Origin of the sequence: Helcococcus bovis (assembly GCF_046035835.1) — a bacterium.
In the GTDB taxonomy this organism is placed as follows: Bacteria; Bacillota; Clostridia; order Tissierellales; family Peptoniphilaceae; genus Helcococcus; species Helcococcus bovis.
In genome coordinates this window covers 57,340-72,237 of sequence record NZ_JBFNGB010000005.1, presented here as the reverse complement: position 1 = coordinate 72,237, position 14,898 = coordinate 57,340, and the positions used below count along the sequence as shown (strand labels likewise).

Sequence of the window (14,898 nt, the reverse complement as noted above, 5' to 3'; positions counted from 1 at the left end):
TATTTTTTATAGAAAATTGACAATTATATTTTTATTTAATATAATATATTTAACTAGTTTACCACTAAGTTTACTAAAAAATTTATGGAGGTTAAATATGGATTATCTAAATAAATCCTTCTCTTTAGAAGGAAAAGTAGCTCTAGTTACAGGAGCAACATACGGAATTGGTTTTGCTATCGCAAAAGCATTTCACAAAGCAGGTGCAACTATTGTATTCAACAATAGAACTCAAGAATCTCTTGATCAAGGACTTGAATCATACAAAAAAGAAGGAATAGATGCTCATGGATATCTATTTGATGTAACAGATGAAAAAGCTGTAGAAGAAAATATAAAAAAAATAGAGTCAGAAGTTGGTCCGATTGATATTTTAGTAAATAACGCAGGTATAATTAAAAGAATACCTATGATTGAAATGACAGCCGATGAATTTAGACAAGTAGTTGATATTGACTTAAATGGTCCATTCATTATGGCAAAAGCAGTATTACCTAGCATGATTGAAAGAAGATCAGGAAAAATTATCAACATTTGTTCAATGATGTCAGAATTAGGTAGAGAAACCGTTAGCGCTTATGCTGCTGCTAAAGGTGGATTAAAAATGTTAACAAGAAATATCGCATCTGAATACGGAAAATATAATATTCAATGTAATGGTATAGGACCAGGATATATAGCAACACCTCAAACAGCACCATTAAGAGAAGATGGTCACCCATTCAATAATTTTATAATCAGTAAAACTCCAGCCGAAAGATGGGGTACACCCGAAGATTTAATGGGACCAGCTATATTTTTAGCATCTGATGCTTCAAACTTTGTAAATGGTCATGTTTTATATGTTGATGGTGGTATATTAGCATATATAGGTAAACAACCAAAATAATTAATAAGGAGAAAATAAATGAGAGTAGCTTTAATAAACGAAAATAGCCAAGCAGCTAAAAATGAATTAATTTATAACACATTAAAATCAGTAACTGATGAAAAAGGATTTGAATTAGATAACTATGGTATGTATTCTGCAGAAGACGAATCACAACTAACTTATGTTCAAAATGGTCTATTAGCTGCCATTTTACTAAATTCAAAGGCAGCTGATTTTGTTATTACAGGTTGCGGAACTGGTGTTGGAGCAATGTTAGCATTAAACTCTTTCCCAAATGTATTATGTGGATTTGCAGCAGAACCAACAGATGCATATCTATTTGCTCAAATAAACAACGGTAACGCCCTATCAATCCCTTACGCAAAAGGATTTGGATGGGGAGCAGAATTAAATCTAAAATTAATTTTTGAAAGACTTTTCGCTGAAGAAGGTGGAAATGGATATCCAAAAGAAAGAGTAATCCCTGAACAAAGAAATAAAAAAATCTTAGATGAAGTAAAAAAAGTTACACATCAAGATATTATGTATGTATTAAAAAATATAGATCAAGATTTCTTAAAAGAAACAGTTAGTGGAGCTCATTTCCAAGAACTATTTTTCAAAAATTGTCAAGTACAAGAAATAGCTGACTACATTAAAGAAGTATTAAAATAATTAATAATTTTGAATAACCAATATAATCCCGAAAAGTTGAATCTGAAAATTCAATTTTTCGGGTATTTTAATTGAAAAATTTATCTATGAATTTATCTATGATGGATAAACACCCATTTCACTAAAATTACAATTAAATTAGTTATTCCTAAGAGATCAATTTTTGGGATGATGCTTGAAAGTATCTGTAAAATACAAGTTATAGAAAGTTCTTCATTTTTTGCCGACCAACATTTTATATATTATTGGCATACAAATGACACGCAACTAAAAACTATTAGAGAAGTTGATTCATTATCAAAACATACAAACATTGCTATTAATAAGTGGATGCAAGAATTTTCCGAAGATGAAAGGAATTTAATAATAAATCAACTTTTTAATTTAATTGAAGAATGCGGATATACAAACATGCAGGAAATGAACAAAAATAGATTAAAATCAATCATTTCTCTTAAAAGAAAAATAGATGAAAACTCTGAAGAATATACCCTTTTATCTCAAGGCTTAAATCATTTTGTAACATTAATGGAAGATGAAATAAAAAAAACAATTTGGGATAAATTACTATTTTGGAAAAGATGAAGTTGTCGCAAAATAAATAATAAATTTTAACTATTAAAAATTTTAATTTATATAGTATCGTTATCTCAATTTTTAACTTATAAATTTTGTGGGTTCTATTTTTGACTAAAAAATTATCTCAATTTTTAGAAACTCTATTTTGTGGGTATTTTTTTAAGCAAAATTTTTATCTCATTATCAATATTTTTTATTTTGTGGGGATTTTTGATGGATTAATTATGATGATTTTCATCTATTTTATCATCTCATTTTTTCAAAATGATATTTGAGATGATTTTAATCATAAATTTCATTATCTCATTTTTAATAGTCAAATTTTTGCGATAACTTACGTGTTAATTTTCATTATCTCATTTTGAGCAATATCAGTTTTGAGATAATTTTGATAATATTATTAAAAAATGCAATATTAATATTTTAAGTTTTATAACAGAATTAAATATTTACCGAAAATTAAATTAATTTAAGAGTTGATTTTATTATTAGAGAAGCTGTTTCAAAATAAATAAAAAATTTATTTTACAACAGTTCCTCTGATATTTATTTTTTATGAATACGTTGACATCAGCAAAATTAATATATATAATGTTGTTAATAAACTAGTTTACTATAATGGAAGGAGAATATAAATGAATTCAAAAACACTTGTAAAAAATAGAACTATCGCCTCTCTCATGGCATTTATTATGCTATTTACCATGATATTTAATGTTGGAAATATAAGCACAGCTGCTGAAGTTAGTTCGCAAAATGATGAATTAATACAAAATGGAGATTTTAGTCAGACAAATGATAAATTTGGAAACTGGACAAGTAAAGCTCCTAGTAATTGGAATTTGTGGATACCAAATAGCCATAAAAATGTTCAAGGATATAAAGCTGAAGTTAATAATGAAAGTCAACTTGAAGTTTCAAGCCAATCAGATTTTAGAGCAATAGCATTTCAAAAATTCAATGTTGAAAAAGATAAAAAATATGAAATTAAATTTAATTTTCAAACAATAGATAAAAAAGGTTATGCTCAAGCAGACATAAATGAGAACAATACTAAATTAGTATTTGAAGAATTTAAGCTTGTAAATACCCAACAAAAAAATGTAAAATACATCTATACAGCAAAAAATACAGGTCAAGTTAAACTTGAATTAGAATTTGGTAAAGGCACAGGCACAATGCTAGTAGATAATGTTTCTGTGAAAGAAGTTAAAGATACTCCAATCACACCAGAAACAAACATACCTAGCACACCAGCTGACCAACCTGCTAATACCGAAACAAAAACAGAAAATAATGAAACTAAAAAAGATCCTGTCGTAGCTACTCAAGAAAATTCAAAATGTGGACTGATAAAAAATTGTGATTTTGAAAAAACTTCTAATGATAACGCTCAAAAGGATTGGACTGGAATTCAAGCTAATGACTGGCAAGTTTACATTCCTAATGATTTAAAAGAAAAAGATACATATAAATCAAAAAAATATACAGCAAAAGTAACTACTGATAATAAACTTGAACTTTCAAGTCCTGAAGATTTTAGAATGGCTGTAGTTCAAAAAGGCATTACAATTGATCCAAGTAAATTCTATGAGTTTGGATATAAAGTTGCTACAAAGGATAAGGATGGATCTGTAAGGATTAGGATTATTGAATATTATAAAAACGATAAAAATGAAGAAGCAAAAAATATGATATATTCCAAAGACCACTTTGGAACTAATTCTGAAAATGCATTTTCTAAGCAATACATTCCATCTAAAACCGCAACAAAAATAGACTTTGAAATCTGGTATGAACCAAAAACAGGAACAGCAACATTCGATGATGTTTATCTAAAAGAAATTGATAAACCTGATTTAGGAAAAACACTTAAAGAAGAATCTGAAATTAAACTTCCAGCTAATAAAAAGTATCTTGTAAGAGATTTTAATGCAGACTATAAAATAACTGATGAAAGCATTGCAAAATATAGTAATAAAGTTATTATTGCATTAAAGCCAGGTTATACAGATATTACAGTTACAAAAAATGGATCATCAAAAACAATAAAATTAACTATTACAGATCCAGAAAATAATAAATTTAAGGATAAACTCGATTTATGGGAAGAATCTGTAGTCGCAAATAAAAAATATAATGATTCAGATAAATATATGAAAGCATTAAAAGAAAAATTGGATAAAGAAGTTGAAGATATATTATCTAAAAAATCAGATGATACTGACTATAGAACATTCTGGAATGATATTGATAACTATAAAGTTTCAAGCGCTTTAACAAAATCATATAGAAGACTTGAAAGCTTAGCAAAACAAATTAATCAACCAAATTCACCATATTATCAAAAACCTGAAGCAATAAAAATGGTACTTGAAGGTATGGAATGGTTGTACAAAACACAATATAATGACGATACAAATGTAAATGGTAACTGGTGGGATTATGAAATAGGTGTTCCAAGAGCTATTAATAATACACTTACACTAATGTGGGACTACTTCCCTCAAGAATTAATAAATAAATACACAAAACCTATTAATTTGTTAGTTCCAGATCCTACAAGATTTAGAATTACAACAGGTAATCCTTTTGATGCTTTAGGCGGAAACTTAACCGATATGGGAAGAGCAAAAATTATAGCTGCATTCTTACGAGAAGATGAAAAATCTTTGAATGACACTATCAACGCACTAAAAAAACTTTATGTCCAAAGAGAAAATAAAGAAGTTGTTCCTTGTGTTCCTGGTAGCTGTGAAGGATTTTATAAAGATGGATCATATGTTGACCATACAAATGTAGCTTATACTGGGGCTTATGGAAATGTTGTATTAGATGCTATTTCACAATTATTCCCTACAATTCAAGATAAAACTGAAAAATCAGACCTAAACATCCTATATGACATAATTGATAAATCATTTAGTCCTATAATCTTTAGAGGAGATTTAATGGATATGTTAAGAGGTAGATCAATTAGTCGTGAAACCGGACAATCTCACGTTGCAGCTGGAGAAGTTGTAAGAGGTGTATTAAGAATAGCTGATGCTACTACTGATTCATCTAAAAAACAAGAACTTCTGTCACTTGTAAAATCTTGGGTTGAAAAAGACGATTTCTTCGATATTGAAAATGCACTTGCAACATATAAAGATATAGCATTAATGAATGATCTAAAAGCAAATAACTCAATTGATGGAACAGAAAAAACAAGTCTAGACGTATTTACAAATATGAATAAAATAATTTTCAAAAATATTGAAAAAGACTTCGCTATCGGATTAAGCATGCATTCTGACACAATTAAAAATTATGAATACATGAACAATGAAAATGCTAAAGGTTGGTTCACATCAGACGGTACAATTTACCTATATAATGGAGATATTTCTCATTATAGCGATAACTACTGGCCAACAGTTGATAGTTACAGATTACCCGGCACAACAGAACTTACTACAAAACTTGATGAAAGTCCTGATAGAAAAAATAATGATCCAAAATCTTATGAAGTTTTACTAAAGAGCAAATTCTCTGGTGCAACAAAATTAGATGAAAGATTTGCAACTGCAGCTATGCAATTTAATAACTTTAACGATCAATTAAAAATAAAAAAAGCATGGTTTGTAATGAATGATAAAGTTGTATTTTTAGGATCTGATTTACAAAATAATTCTTCCGATGAAGCAATTACAACAGTTGAAAACAGAAAAGTTAAATCTGGTGAATCATACAATTTAATAGCCGATGGTAAAAATGTAGAATCATTAAAAAATCAAAAGATAAATAAATTACTACTTGAAAATAGTGAAAAAAATAGAAATATTGGATATATCTTCTTAAATGGTGAAACAATAAATGCATTTAAAGCACAAAGAACAGGTAAATGGTCTGATTTAAGAAAAGATTCTGCTAATACCGAATTTACAAATAATTTCGTTACAGTCACAACTAATCACAATGATAGCAACAAAGACTATGCTTATGTAATGTATCCAAACATTTCAAAATCTGAATTTGATAAAGTTTCAGAAAATAATATAAAAGTTTTACAAAATGATAGTAAAATTCAAGCTGTAAAAGATGTTAAAAATAATGTATGGGGTGTTGTAATTTATGATGACAATACAAAATTTAAGATTGATGATAATCTAAGTCTAAAAGGAAAAGGCGTTTATACTGTAAGACTCTTAAATGATAAATACACTATTTCAGCATTCAATCCTGAAACAAAAGAATTTAATGAAAATAGTATAATCTCAAACTTAAGTAAAACATACATTAAAAAATTAAGTCCTGTAGATTATAGTACAATATTAGAACTTAAATTAAATAAAAAATCATCAAATTCAAATAAAAATATTTCTAATGGAAATAATGGTTCTGTTGGAAATAATGACAATAAATCAGCTAATATAATTAAAAATAATCAAAATATAAACAATTCCAACAATGCAAATCCAGAAACCGGAGATGATGGTAAATTAAATATTTTAGTAATTGGAATTTCTGGTATGATAGCATTATTTGTTATTAATAAAAAGAAAAATTTAATTAAATAATTTATAAAAATTGCCATAAAGTATTAGGTTACTTTGTGGCAATTCTTTTTATAAAAATCATTAAGGAATTCTTACCGAGATTCAGTCTTTTACAATATTCCCTTTTTCAATATTTTCCATTATTTTTGCATAAATAAATTCGTAAATTTCTTCACTTACTTCTTTTATCAGTGAAGCTCTGGCTAAAACTTGAGAAAGTTTAACATTTCCTTCTTTCCATGTTCCTCCATTTTCTGAAAAAATATTGCTGATTAAAGGCTGCAATCTATCCATAGCATTAGCATATATTGCTTCTGATGTAGTCTTTTCTTCAAATTCTAGCCATAAATTTTCAAGCATTTTTGCTTCAGAAATATCTAAATGAGATTTCAATTTAGACATTGCTTCCAATTCTCTGTTCTTTTTATCTTTATTTGCATTTACATCAAAAGCAAATGTATCTCCAGCAAATATTTCCACTAAATCATGAATCAAAAGCATTTTTATTACATGATTTACATCAATTTTATTCTTAGAATATTTTTCTAAAAACATTGCCATTGTAGCGATATGCCATGAATGTTCAGCATCATTTTCTCGTCTATCTTCACCGATAATTTTAGTTCTTCTATATATTTTCTTCATATTTTCTAATAAAAGTATGAATTTCAAATCTTGTTCAAACGCCATTTCTCCTCCTAATAATCACTTAATAAAATTATATCATTTTTTCTTAACATAGAAACTTTATTGTGATAAAATTATTTAGTGGAGGAAGTTATGATTTTTAAGGAAAATGACAAAATTCGCTTTCTTATTGCCGGATCAATAATAGGTATGATATGCGGATTTATGCTAACAATTTATAGATTACTTGTTGTTTTATTACAAGGAAAGATGCAAATTTTGTATACATTTGCTAGAGAAAATTTATTAAACTCAATAATTATTTTACTATTTTTAGCATTTCTTGGATTTTTAGTAGGAATGCTTACATATAAAGAGCCTATGATTGGTGGATCCGGTATCCCACAAGTTATGGGGCAAATTAAGGGATTATTGACTATTAAGTGGCAAAAAGTTTTACCTTTCAAATTTCTTGGAGGGGTAATAGGTTTGGCTAGTGGCCTTACTTTAGGTAGAGAAGGTCCTTCAGTACAAATGGGTGCAAGTATTGGGCAAGCATACGCAGAATTAGGGAAAAGTAAAGATGAAGATTCAAAAATTTTAATTTCAGCAGGAGCTGCAGCAGGATTATCAGCCGCATTCAACGCACCAATATCAGGAATATTATTTGCTTTAGAAGAACTACATCATAGTTTTAATAAATATGTATTTATTGCAGTTACTTCTTCTTCAATATTCGCTAACTATATATCCGGACTTATATTAGGTGTTGAACCTGTAATTAATTTAGGAAAAATGAGTAGGCTTAGTCCATCATTATATACATATTTAATATTAATGGGTTTGATAATCGGACTATTAGCACCGATATTCACTCTATCCATTTACAAATTAAAAGATTTATATGATAGCATGCCTTTACCAAAATATATACAAGTTATTATTCCATTTGTATTGACCGGGATTGCAATCATACTATTCCCTCACGCATTTGGTTCGGGAGAGCATTTTATATTTTTACCAATAGAACACAATGCTGATGAATTTAGAATTTTTGAAATTTTATTTGCGAAATTCATACTTCTAATTATTGCATTTTCATCAGGAATGCCAGGAGGAATATTCCTACCAATGCTTGTATTAGGATCATTAATTGGAAATGCATTTGGACAATCCTTAGTAATGCTTGGGATAATAGAAAGCAATTACATTGTCCTATTTTCTTCAATTGCTATGGCAGCAAACTTTGCAGCTATAGTACGTTCGCCATTAACCGGTATTATACTATTATTGGAATTAACTGGATCATTCACATTCTTCCTTCCAATTTCAGTAGTAGTTTTAACCTCATACATGGTTGTAGAATTAATGAATTTAAAACCTATTTACTCAGGTCTTTTAAAAAAAATGTACGCAAAAATTAATAACTAAAATAAATTATAAAAATATTTCAAAACAAAAGTCCTATGACTTTTGCAGTAAAAGTTGCAAAAGTCATAGGACTTTTTGTGTAATCAAAAATATTCCTACTAAAATCTGAAATATTATAATCATCGGTATCCCTAAAATAAATTTTTTATTTTTAGTCTTGTGTCTAATTAATTTCATTGTAACGTACATAATTATTGATCCTCCAAGAGCTGAAATCAATAAAAGTACACTTTCCCTAACTCTATTTCTAGTGAAATACTTACTTGCAGTCTTGTCATAAGCTGTGACTAAAATTGCAAGTAAATTTATGACAAATAGATAATATAAAATGTAGGGGTGCATTATAAAACTCTTGTGAATGTCTTAGTAATGTCTTGAGGTCTTGTAATTGCAGTACCTACAACAGCACTATCTACTTTGCAATATTCATAGACTTTTTTCAAGTCTTCAGGAGTGTTGATTTTACCCTCTGCAATTACGAAAGCATTAACATTTTCAACAATTTTCTTTGTAGTTTCAAAGTCTGGACCAACCAATTTTACCGAATATGGAGTATATCCAAAAAGTGTGGTGGATACAATATCGAATCCCATTTTATCAGCTTCGATACATTCTTCATAAGTTGAGCAGTCTGCCATTGCAAGTCTGCCATTATCATGAATTATTTTTAGTAAATCTTCTAGTTTGTCACCATTTGGACGAGGTCTTGGAGTTGCATCAAGTGCGATAATTTCACATTTTGTTGTAAGCAAATCTTCCACTTCTTTTCTACTTGCAGTAATGTGAATTGGTGAATCGGGATATACTTTTTTGATAATCCCTATGATTGGCAAATCTATAACTTTTGAAATTTCATTAATATCTTCAACTGATTGAGCTCTTATTCCTGCTGCACCACCTTGCTTTGCAGCTAGTGCCATTCTCCCCATAATAAAGCTAGAATGTAATGGCTCTTCAGGAAGTGCCTGACATGAAACAATTAACTTTCCTCTTAATTTTTCTAACATTTTTACTCCTATTAGTCTTCCAAGCCCATCATGTTGCTGATTTCATTTTTATATAAAATTGCCTTAGCACCATAAATTGCTTGCAAACCACCTTTAACATCTAAAACAGCTGTAGCACCTATTTTCTTCAAGGATTCCTTATCAACTTTTTCAGAATCTTTTATACTTACTCTAAGTCTTGTAATACATGCATCAATATCCTCTATATTTTCAGCCCCACCCAACGCTTCTAAAACTTTAACAGCTTCATCATGAATTGAAGATTTACTTTGAACTGTAATTTCTTCATCGTCTGATTCTTCACCTCTACCAGGTGTCATAATATTGAATTTTGTAATAGCAAATCTAAATGATAAATAATACAATGCCGCCCAAATTAAACCAAATGGAATTTGTAATAACCAATTTGTCTTTGCATTTCCTTGTAAAATACCAAATAAGGTAAAGTCGATTACCCCACCTGAGAATGTGTTACCAATGTTAATATTGATTAAATCAGCTATTAAGAATGATACCCCATCCAAGAATGCGTGGAATACATATAATAAAGGTTGAACAAATAAGAACATAAATTCAATTGGTTCTGTAATACCTGTGATGAATGATGTTAAAGCAACACCTAAAAATACACCTGTATATTTCTTTCTCTTTGAAGGCGCAACACAGTGATACATTGCCAAACATGCTGCCGGCAAACCAAACATCATTGTTGAAAATCTTCCTGCAAAGAATCTTGTACCTTCTGTAAATAATCCAATATGATTTGGATCTGCTAATTGTGCAAAGAATATCTTTTGAGCACCAGCAATTTGTGCCCCTTGAACCATTTCAACACCACCTAGTTCTGTATACCAAAACAATGGATAAATCATGTGGTGTAACCCTACAGCTCCACAAAGTCTCATTAAGAAACCATAGAAGAATGTTCCAATTGGTCCTAATTTCGCAATGCTATGTCCTGAAGATATTAGCAATCCTTGTAGTGGTGGCCATGCTAAATAGAAAAATACCCCAATAAATATTGAAACGAATGATGTAGCAATTGGCACAAATCTTGACCCACCAAAGAACCCTAAAATTTGTGGTAATTGGATATTGTGATATTTATTATGTAAATAAACTGCGACTAACCCCACAAATATAGCTCCTACAACACCTGTATCTATGCTCTTGATTTCTGGATTAAAAATTGAAATAAGTACAGCAATTGTACCATTCATGATTAAGAAACCAACTGCCCCTGCCAATGCGGCAACACCCTTTTCTCTCTTAGCCAATCCAACCATTAAACCTATACATAGTAATAATGCTAGATTGCTAAATACTACAGCACCCGCAGCATTCATAACTTTAAATATTGCTTGCAACGCCTGATTTTGTAAAATAGGATAAGCCTTTACTGTTGCTTCGGCTGTAAATGCCCCACCAATACCTAGTAACAACCCAGCAGCTGGTAGCAACGCTATCGGCAACATAAATGCTTTACCTATTTTTTGTAAATACTTAAACATAATTTCCTCCTTCTATATTTTTGTTAATTATATTATATCATCTCAAAAATAAAAAATCTGTAATATTTCTACTACAGATTCTTCTCTTTTAATTCACTATTAATTTTTCTTATTTCTTTTCTCTTTTTATAAATATACCAAAGTAAAATTAATATAAATAATACAGAAATAATCAAATATATCTTGTAATTATCCTTTGGTTTTGCATCATTAATAATACCATCATCAATTGCAGCAACATATGGAACACGATGCCCTCTAACTAACAATCTATGTGAATTTATCATATATGGTGTACAAGTTAGTAATGTAACATAATCCTTATTTGGTTGAACTAAAACAGGTTCAAAATTTGTAGGCTCTACAGTTAAAATTTGATCTACTTCATAAGCTAATACTTGATTTAGTACATGAATGTAAAATTTATCCCCCTTTTTCATCTTATCCAAATCAGTAAATAACTTTGCCGTAGGAAGCCCACAATGCGCAGTTATTACTGAATGAGTATTTTCTCCCCCTACAGGAAGAGATGTACCTTCCAAATGACCTGCTCCTTTTTGTAAAATACTTTCTGAAGTACCTGCATAAATAGGTAAACTTTCCCCTATTTTTGGTATATCAATATAACCTATTTTCTCTTGAACTTTCAACATATTTGCATAAGCTTTAACCCCTTCCTCTTTTTGTTTTTTAGAATAAGGGTCAACTAATGTTGAAGTCTTCAATGTTGAGTTATATGCCCTCGCCAACTCCAAACGCTTTTCTATATCTTTAGCGTCCATTTCACTAATTTTTCGATTAAATTTTCTAATTTCCTCATTCGCTTCTATTCTGTAATACCACTGAGAAATAAAAGGATAACTTGAAATCATCAAGCCCAATACAAATAAGAAATAAAATATTATCTTTCTTTTATTCGCTTTCTTCATTTGATACTACCTCATTGGAATTTTCTAATTTTTCAATATTTTCATTTAATAATTTTAATTTCTTTTCAGCTTGTTTTTTCTTTTTTCTTAATAAGAATATTAATATAATCAATATAAATATTAATAACAATGATCCATAGAATAAATATCTATACATGTGGCTTGCTGCCTGCTCTGCAATAACCTTTTCTTCTACCGCTGGCACATATGGTACTCTGTGGCCTCTAACCAACAATCTATGAGTATTTATCATAATTGGTGTGCATGTCAATAATGTAGCATAATCATGCCCCGGAGAAATCAATAAATCAGAAAAATTAGATGGATCTATAACTTTAATCTGATCTACTTGATAAGCCAATGTTTCCTTAATATTATGAATGTAGAATTTATCACCAATTTCAAGACTCTTCAAATCTGAAAATAATCTTGCTGTTGGTAATCCACTATGTGCAGTAATAACAGCATGTGTACTATTTCCTCCAATTGGAAGTGATGTCCCTTCTAAATGACCCGCTCCAATCTGAAGCACAGTTTCTGTAGTACCTGCATAAATAGGAATATCAGTATCTATTTTAGGAATTTCTACGTGACCCATTCTCTCATGGATTTCTAACATTCTCGCATATTCTTGACGACCTTCCCTTTTCAACTTTTTGTCATAAGGGTCATGATCAACATTATTTATAAGAGAATCATTGAATGCTCTAGCTAATTTCATTCGTCTATCAACTTCTTCGTTTGATAAGTTTTTCTTTTCATTGTCAAAATCTTTAATCTGTTCATTCGCTTCTATTCGATAATATATTCTTGAAATTATTGGATACGATAAAACTAATAATCCTACCAAAAATATAAACATGATTATCAAATTTGACACTAATTTTTTTTTCTTTTTTTTCACTATATTTTCCCTTTTTTATAAATTTACATATTTATATATTATACCATAAAACATAGGCAATGACTATATTACAATAATGTAATCATTTTCTATTCACATTTTTTTTAATTTATAATAATTGTACAAGAATAAATTAGGGAGAAAACTATGAATAATTTATTTAGCAAATCAACACTTAGACACGTTGAAATTATAAAATTGCTACATATGTATTCAAACACTGTAAATAAAAACAAAATATTAATTGAATTGGATATCAAAGACTCTACAATAAAAAAAGATATTGTAACTATGAATCAGATATATTAAGACATTCTTACTATTCATTGGAAGAATTGGCAAATCATTCTTACTTGAGTGTTTCAACCACTTATAGAATTATAAATAAATTCAATACAATTTCTAAAAAATATTACGGATTTGAAGTTGATACAAAAAATCTTGATTTCAAGGGTGATGAAAGAAATATAAGAAACTTTTTTGTTCAATTATTTAAGGAAAAATACGCCTATAGAAAATGACCATTTAAGAAAATTGAAAGATCCAGTTTTCAAGATATGATTGTAGAATTTTACAATATTAACAATGCAGAATTTGTATATTTTTTATTGGAAGTTATGTCTCTTGTCTGCGCTGTAAATTTCACAAGAATAAAAAACAAGGGATTTGTAATAAAAAATCTAAATAAAGATAATATTGATTCAGACTCATTGCAAAGGTACATAAACTCTAAACCTTTTAATGACTTTTTTAATAAATTTAATACAGAATTAAATGAAGATAACTTGATTGAACTATTTTACAATTAATTGGGTAAAGACTTAGTCTTCACTTTTAAGGAAATAATTGAGAAATCTAAGCATGTACAATCAATTTCTACTTCATTACTAAAAAGTTTAACAAAAACAGATAGAATAAGAAAAAAATTCCATCTAAATCTTGAAAATTTAGATGAATTAATCATTCGTATTCACAACGGAGCAATTTTATATAATAGCAATATAAACATAAACTATATCGTATATAATAGAAATGATTTTTACGTAACACAAATAAAACAAGTATTTCCAAAGTTTAGTAAAGAAGTTGAGGAATACACTCAAAATCTACTCCTTCAAATAAATGGAGTGGCCAAACCTTTTGAAATAAACCATTTGACATATATACTAATACCTACTTGGAATGATTTAATTCCTAAGTTATTTGCAAAAAAAAAGCAGATTAAAAACCTTAATACTTAGCCGCTTTAACGCTTATCATGCAAATAGTATAAAAAGTCAACTTGACCTATATTTCAAATTAATATTAGACAATCATCTTTACACAGAAAACGTACTAAATCTGGAACATGTTGAAAATATCGACTACGAACTTATTATAGCTGATTTCAATCCACCAGAAAATATAACAAAACCTTGGATTTACATTCATGAAAATCCAACCATAAAAGATTACCTTTCAATATCAGAAACTATATCACTAATGATAAATAAAAGATCGCTAATTGATAATAATAATAAGGATTATTAAATTTTTGAGAAGGTCAGTTCTAGCTTATTGTAATTTAGTTAAATAAAATCCGAGCAAAGTTGCCCTTAGGAACAACTTTGCTCGGAATTTTTATATATCTGCAAATTCAGCAACTTTTAATGCGAAAAGTTTTGCCCCTATTTACGAATATTTTACGGATGAAATCCCAATTTTTAAGACTTTTATCTGCTCTTCTCAGCTAATTTTACGGACAAAATGTCCAATTTCATTGATTTCATCTGCTTTTAGCAATCTAATTTACATTCCTACTTAAAATTTACGGACAAAAATAG

15 protein-coding genes are annotated in these 14,898 nt (G+C 28.8%); 9 read left to right on the top strand and 6 right to left on the bottom strand.

From position 1 onward, the window contains the following. The first annotated feature begins 97 nt into the window (after window positions 1-97). The 4 genes from ABGF48_RS02620 (at window position 98) to ABGF48_RS02605 (ending at window position 6,687) form a co-directional block, all read left to right on the top strand. Entirely contained in the window at window positions 98-889 is a 792-nt protein-coding gene (locus ABGF48_RS02620; RefSeq protein ID WP_408104803.1) for a gluconate 5-dehydrogenase, read from the top strand. 18 nt (window positions 890-907) lie between these two features. After that, complete coding sequence (locus ABGF48_RS02615) at window positions 908-1,546, top strand: RpiB/LacA/LacB family sugar-phosphate isomerase (protein WP_408104802.1); 639 nt, start codon at window positions 908-910, stop codon at window positions 1,544-1,546. A gap of 105 nt (window positions 1,547-1,651) precedes the next feature. Further along, window positions 1,652-2,131 (top strand): Mbeg1-like protein, encoded by a 480-nt coding sequence (locus tag ABGF48_RS02610; protein ID WP_408104825.1) that lies wholly within the window; start codon window positions 1,652-1,654, stop codon window positions 2,129-2,131. Between the two features lie 629 nt (window positions 2,132-2,760). After that, the gene (locus ABGF48_RS02605; protein ID WP_408104801.1) at window positions 2,761-6,687 is read left to right on the top strand and encodes a polysaccharide lyase 8 family protein; all 3,927 of its coding nucleotides are present in this window, start codon (window positions 2,761-2,763) and stop codon (window positions 6,685-6,687) included. Between the two features lie 81 nt (window positions 6,688-6,768). On the opposite strand, the gene ABGF48_RS02600 is transcribed toward ABGF48_RS02605, so the two are convergent. Continuing rightward, window positions 6,769-7,356: an HD domain-containing protein gene (locus ABGF48_RS02600; RefSeq protein WP_408104800.1), complete on the bottom strand. Its 588-nt coding sequence runs from the start codon at window positions 7,354-7,356 to the stop codon at window positions 6,769-6,771. Window positions 7,357-7,446: 90 nt separating this feature from the next. On the opposite strand from ABGF48_RS02600, the gene ABGF48_RS02595 reads away from it, so the two are divergent. Further along, complete coding sequence (locus ABGF48_RS02595) at window positions 7,447-8,724, top strand: ClC family H(+)/Cl(-) exchange transporter (protein ID WP_408104799.1); 1,278 nt, start codon at window positions 7,447-7,449, stop codon at window positions 8,722-8,724. Between the two features lie 63 nt (window positions 8,725-8,787). On the opposite strand, the gene ABGF48_RS02590 is transcribed toward ABGF48_RS02595, so the two are convergent. From ABGF48_RS02590 to ABGF48_RS02570, 5 genes are all read right to left on the bottom strand, one after another. Then, window positions 8,788-9,066 carry a DUF1294 domain-containing protein gene (locus tag ABGF48_RS02590; protein WP_408104798.1) on the bottom strand — a complete coding sequence of 93 codons (279 nt, stop codon included), beginning with the start codon at window positions 9,064-9,066 and terminating at the stop codon, window positions 8,788-8,790. Beyond that, the gene (locus ABGF48_RS02585; protein ID WP_408104797.1) at window positions 9,066-9,731 is read right to left on the bottom strand and encodes an N-acetylmannosamine-6-phosphate 2-epimerase; all 666 of its coding nucleotides are present in this window, start codon (window positions 9,729-9,731) and stop codon (window positions 9,066-9,068) included. The genes ABGF48_RS02590 and ABGF48_RS02585 overlap by 1 nt, the downstream gene beginning before the upstream one ends. Window positions 9,732-9,742: 11 nt before the next feature. Then, window positions 9,743-11,242, bottom strand: a complete 1,500-nt coding sequence (locus ABGF48_RS02580) for a PTS transporter subunit EIIC (RefSeq protein ID WP_408104796.1) — start codon at window positions 11,240-11,242, stop codon at window positions 9,743-9,745. A 71-nt stretch (window positions 11,243-11,313) separates the two neighbouring features. After that, window positions 11,314-12,171 carry a class C sortase gene (locus ABGF48_RS02575; protein WP_408104795.1) on the bottom strand — a complete coding sequence of 286 codons (858 nt, stop codon included), beginning with the start codon at window positions 12,169-12,171 and terminating at the stop codon, window positions 11,314-11,316. Beyond that, window positions 12,155-13,033 carry a class C sortase gene (locus ABGF48_RS02570; RefSeq protein ID WP_408104824.1) on the bottom strand — a complete coding sequence of 293 codons (879 nt, stop codon included), beginning with the start codon at window positions 13,031-13,033 and terminating at the stop codon, window positions 12,155-12,157. Before ABGF48_RS02570 ends, ABGF48_RS02575 begins: the two co-directional genes overlap by 17 nt. Window positions 13,034-13,222: 189 nt before the next feature. On the opposite strand from ABGF48_RS02570, the gene ABGF48_RS02565 reads away from it, so the two are divergent. Genes ABGF48_RS02565 through ABGF48_RS02550 form a run of 4 tightly spaced genes read left to right on the top strand, consistent with a single transcriptional unit; the run spans window position 13,223 to window position 14,316 of the window. Next, window positions 13,223-13,384: a hypothetical protein gene (locus ABGF48_RS02565; RefSeq protein WP_408104794.1), complete on the top strand. Its 162-nt coding sequence runs from the start codon at window positions 13,223-13,225 to the stop codon at window positions 13,382-13,384. Window positions 13,385-13,401: 17 nt separating this feature from the next. Beyond that, window positions 13,402-13,596, top strand: coding sequence for a helix-turn-helix domain-containing protein (locus tag ABGF48_RS02560; protein WP_408104793.1), 195 nt, complete (start codon window positions 13,402-13,404; stop codon window positions 13,594-13,596). 36 nt (window positions 13,597-13,632) lie between these two features. Continuing rightward, window positions 13,633-13,884 carry a hypothetical protein gene (locus ABGF48_RS02555; protein WP_408104792.1) on the top strand — a complete coding sequence of 84 codons (252 nt, stop codon included), beginning with the start codon at window positions 13,633-13,635 and terminating at the stop codon, window positions 13,882-13,884. After that, the gene (locus ABGF48_RS02550; RefSeq protein WP_408104791.1) at window positions 13,885-14,316 is read left to right on the top strand and encodes a M protein trans-acting positive regulator PRD domain-containing protein; all 432 of its coding nucleotides are present in this window, start codon (window positions 13,885-13,887) and stop codon (window positions 14,314-14,316) included. It begins immediately after the preceding gene. The last annotated feature ends 582 nt before the right edge of the window (window positions 14,317-14,898 follow it).

Excerpts from the sequence above, each read along its gene's own strand:
- ABGF48_RS02620 (WP_408104803.1), top strand. The coding sequence starts at position 98 with ATGGATTATCTAAATAAATCCTTCTCTTTAGAAGGAAAAGTAGCTCTA.
- ABGF48_RS02615 (WP_408104802.1), top strand. The coding sequence starts at position 908 with ATGAGAGTAGCTTTAATAAACGAAAATAGCCAAGCAGCTAAAAATGAA.
- ABGF48_RS02605 (WP_408104801.1), top strand. The coding sequence starts at position 2,761 with ATGAATTCAAAAACACTTGTAAAAAATAGAACTATCGCCTCTCTCATG.
- ABGF48_RS02600 (WP_408104800.1), bottom strand. The coding sequence starts at position 7,356 with ATGGCGTTTGAACAAGATTTGAAATTCATACTTTTATTAGAAAATATG.
- ABGF48_RS02595 (WP_408104799.1), top strand. The coding sequence starts at position 7,447 with ATGATTTTTAAGGAAAATGACAAAATTCGCTTTCTTATTGCCGGATCA.
- ABGF48_RS02590 (WP_408104798.1), bottom strand. The coding sequence starts at position 9,066 with ATGCACCCCTACATTTTATATTATCTATTTGTCATAAATTTACTTGCA.
- ABGF48_RS02585 (WP_408104797.1), bottom strand. The coding sequence starts at position 9,731 with ATGTTAGAAAAATTAAGAGGAAAGTTAATTGTTTCATGTCAGGCACTT.
- ABGF48_RS02580 (WP_408104796.1), bottom strand. The coding sequence starts at position 11,242 with ATGTTTAAGTATTTACAAAAAATAGGTAAAGCATTTATGTTGCCGATA.
- ABGF48_RS02575 (WP_408104795.1), bottom strand. The coding sequence starts at position 12,171 with ATGAAGAAAGCGAATAAAAGAAAGATAATATTTTATTTCTTATTTGTA.
- ABGF48_RS02570 (WP_408104824.1), bottom strand. The coding sequence starts at position 13,033 with ATGTTTATATTTTTGGTAGGATTATTAGTTTTATCGTATCCAATAATT.
- ABGF48_RS02565 (WP_408104794.1), top strand. The coding sequence starts at position 13,223 with ATGAATAATTTATTTAGCAAATCAACACTTAGACACGTTGAAATTATA.
- ABGF48_RS02555 (WP_408104792.1), top strand. The coding sequence starts at position 13,633 with ATGATTGTAGAATTTTACAATATTAACAATGCAGAATTTGTATATTTT.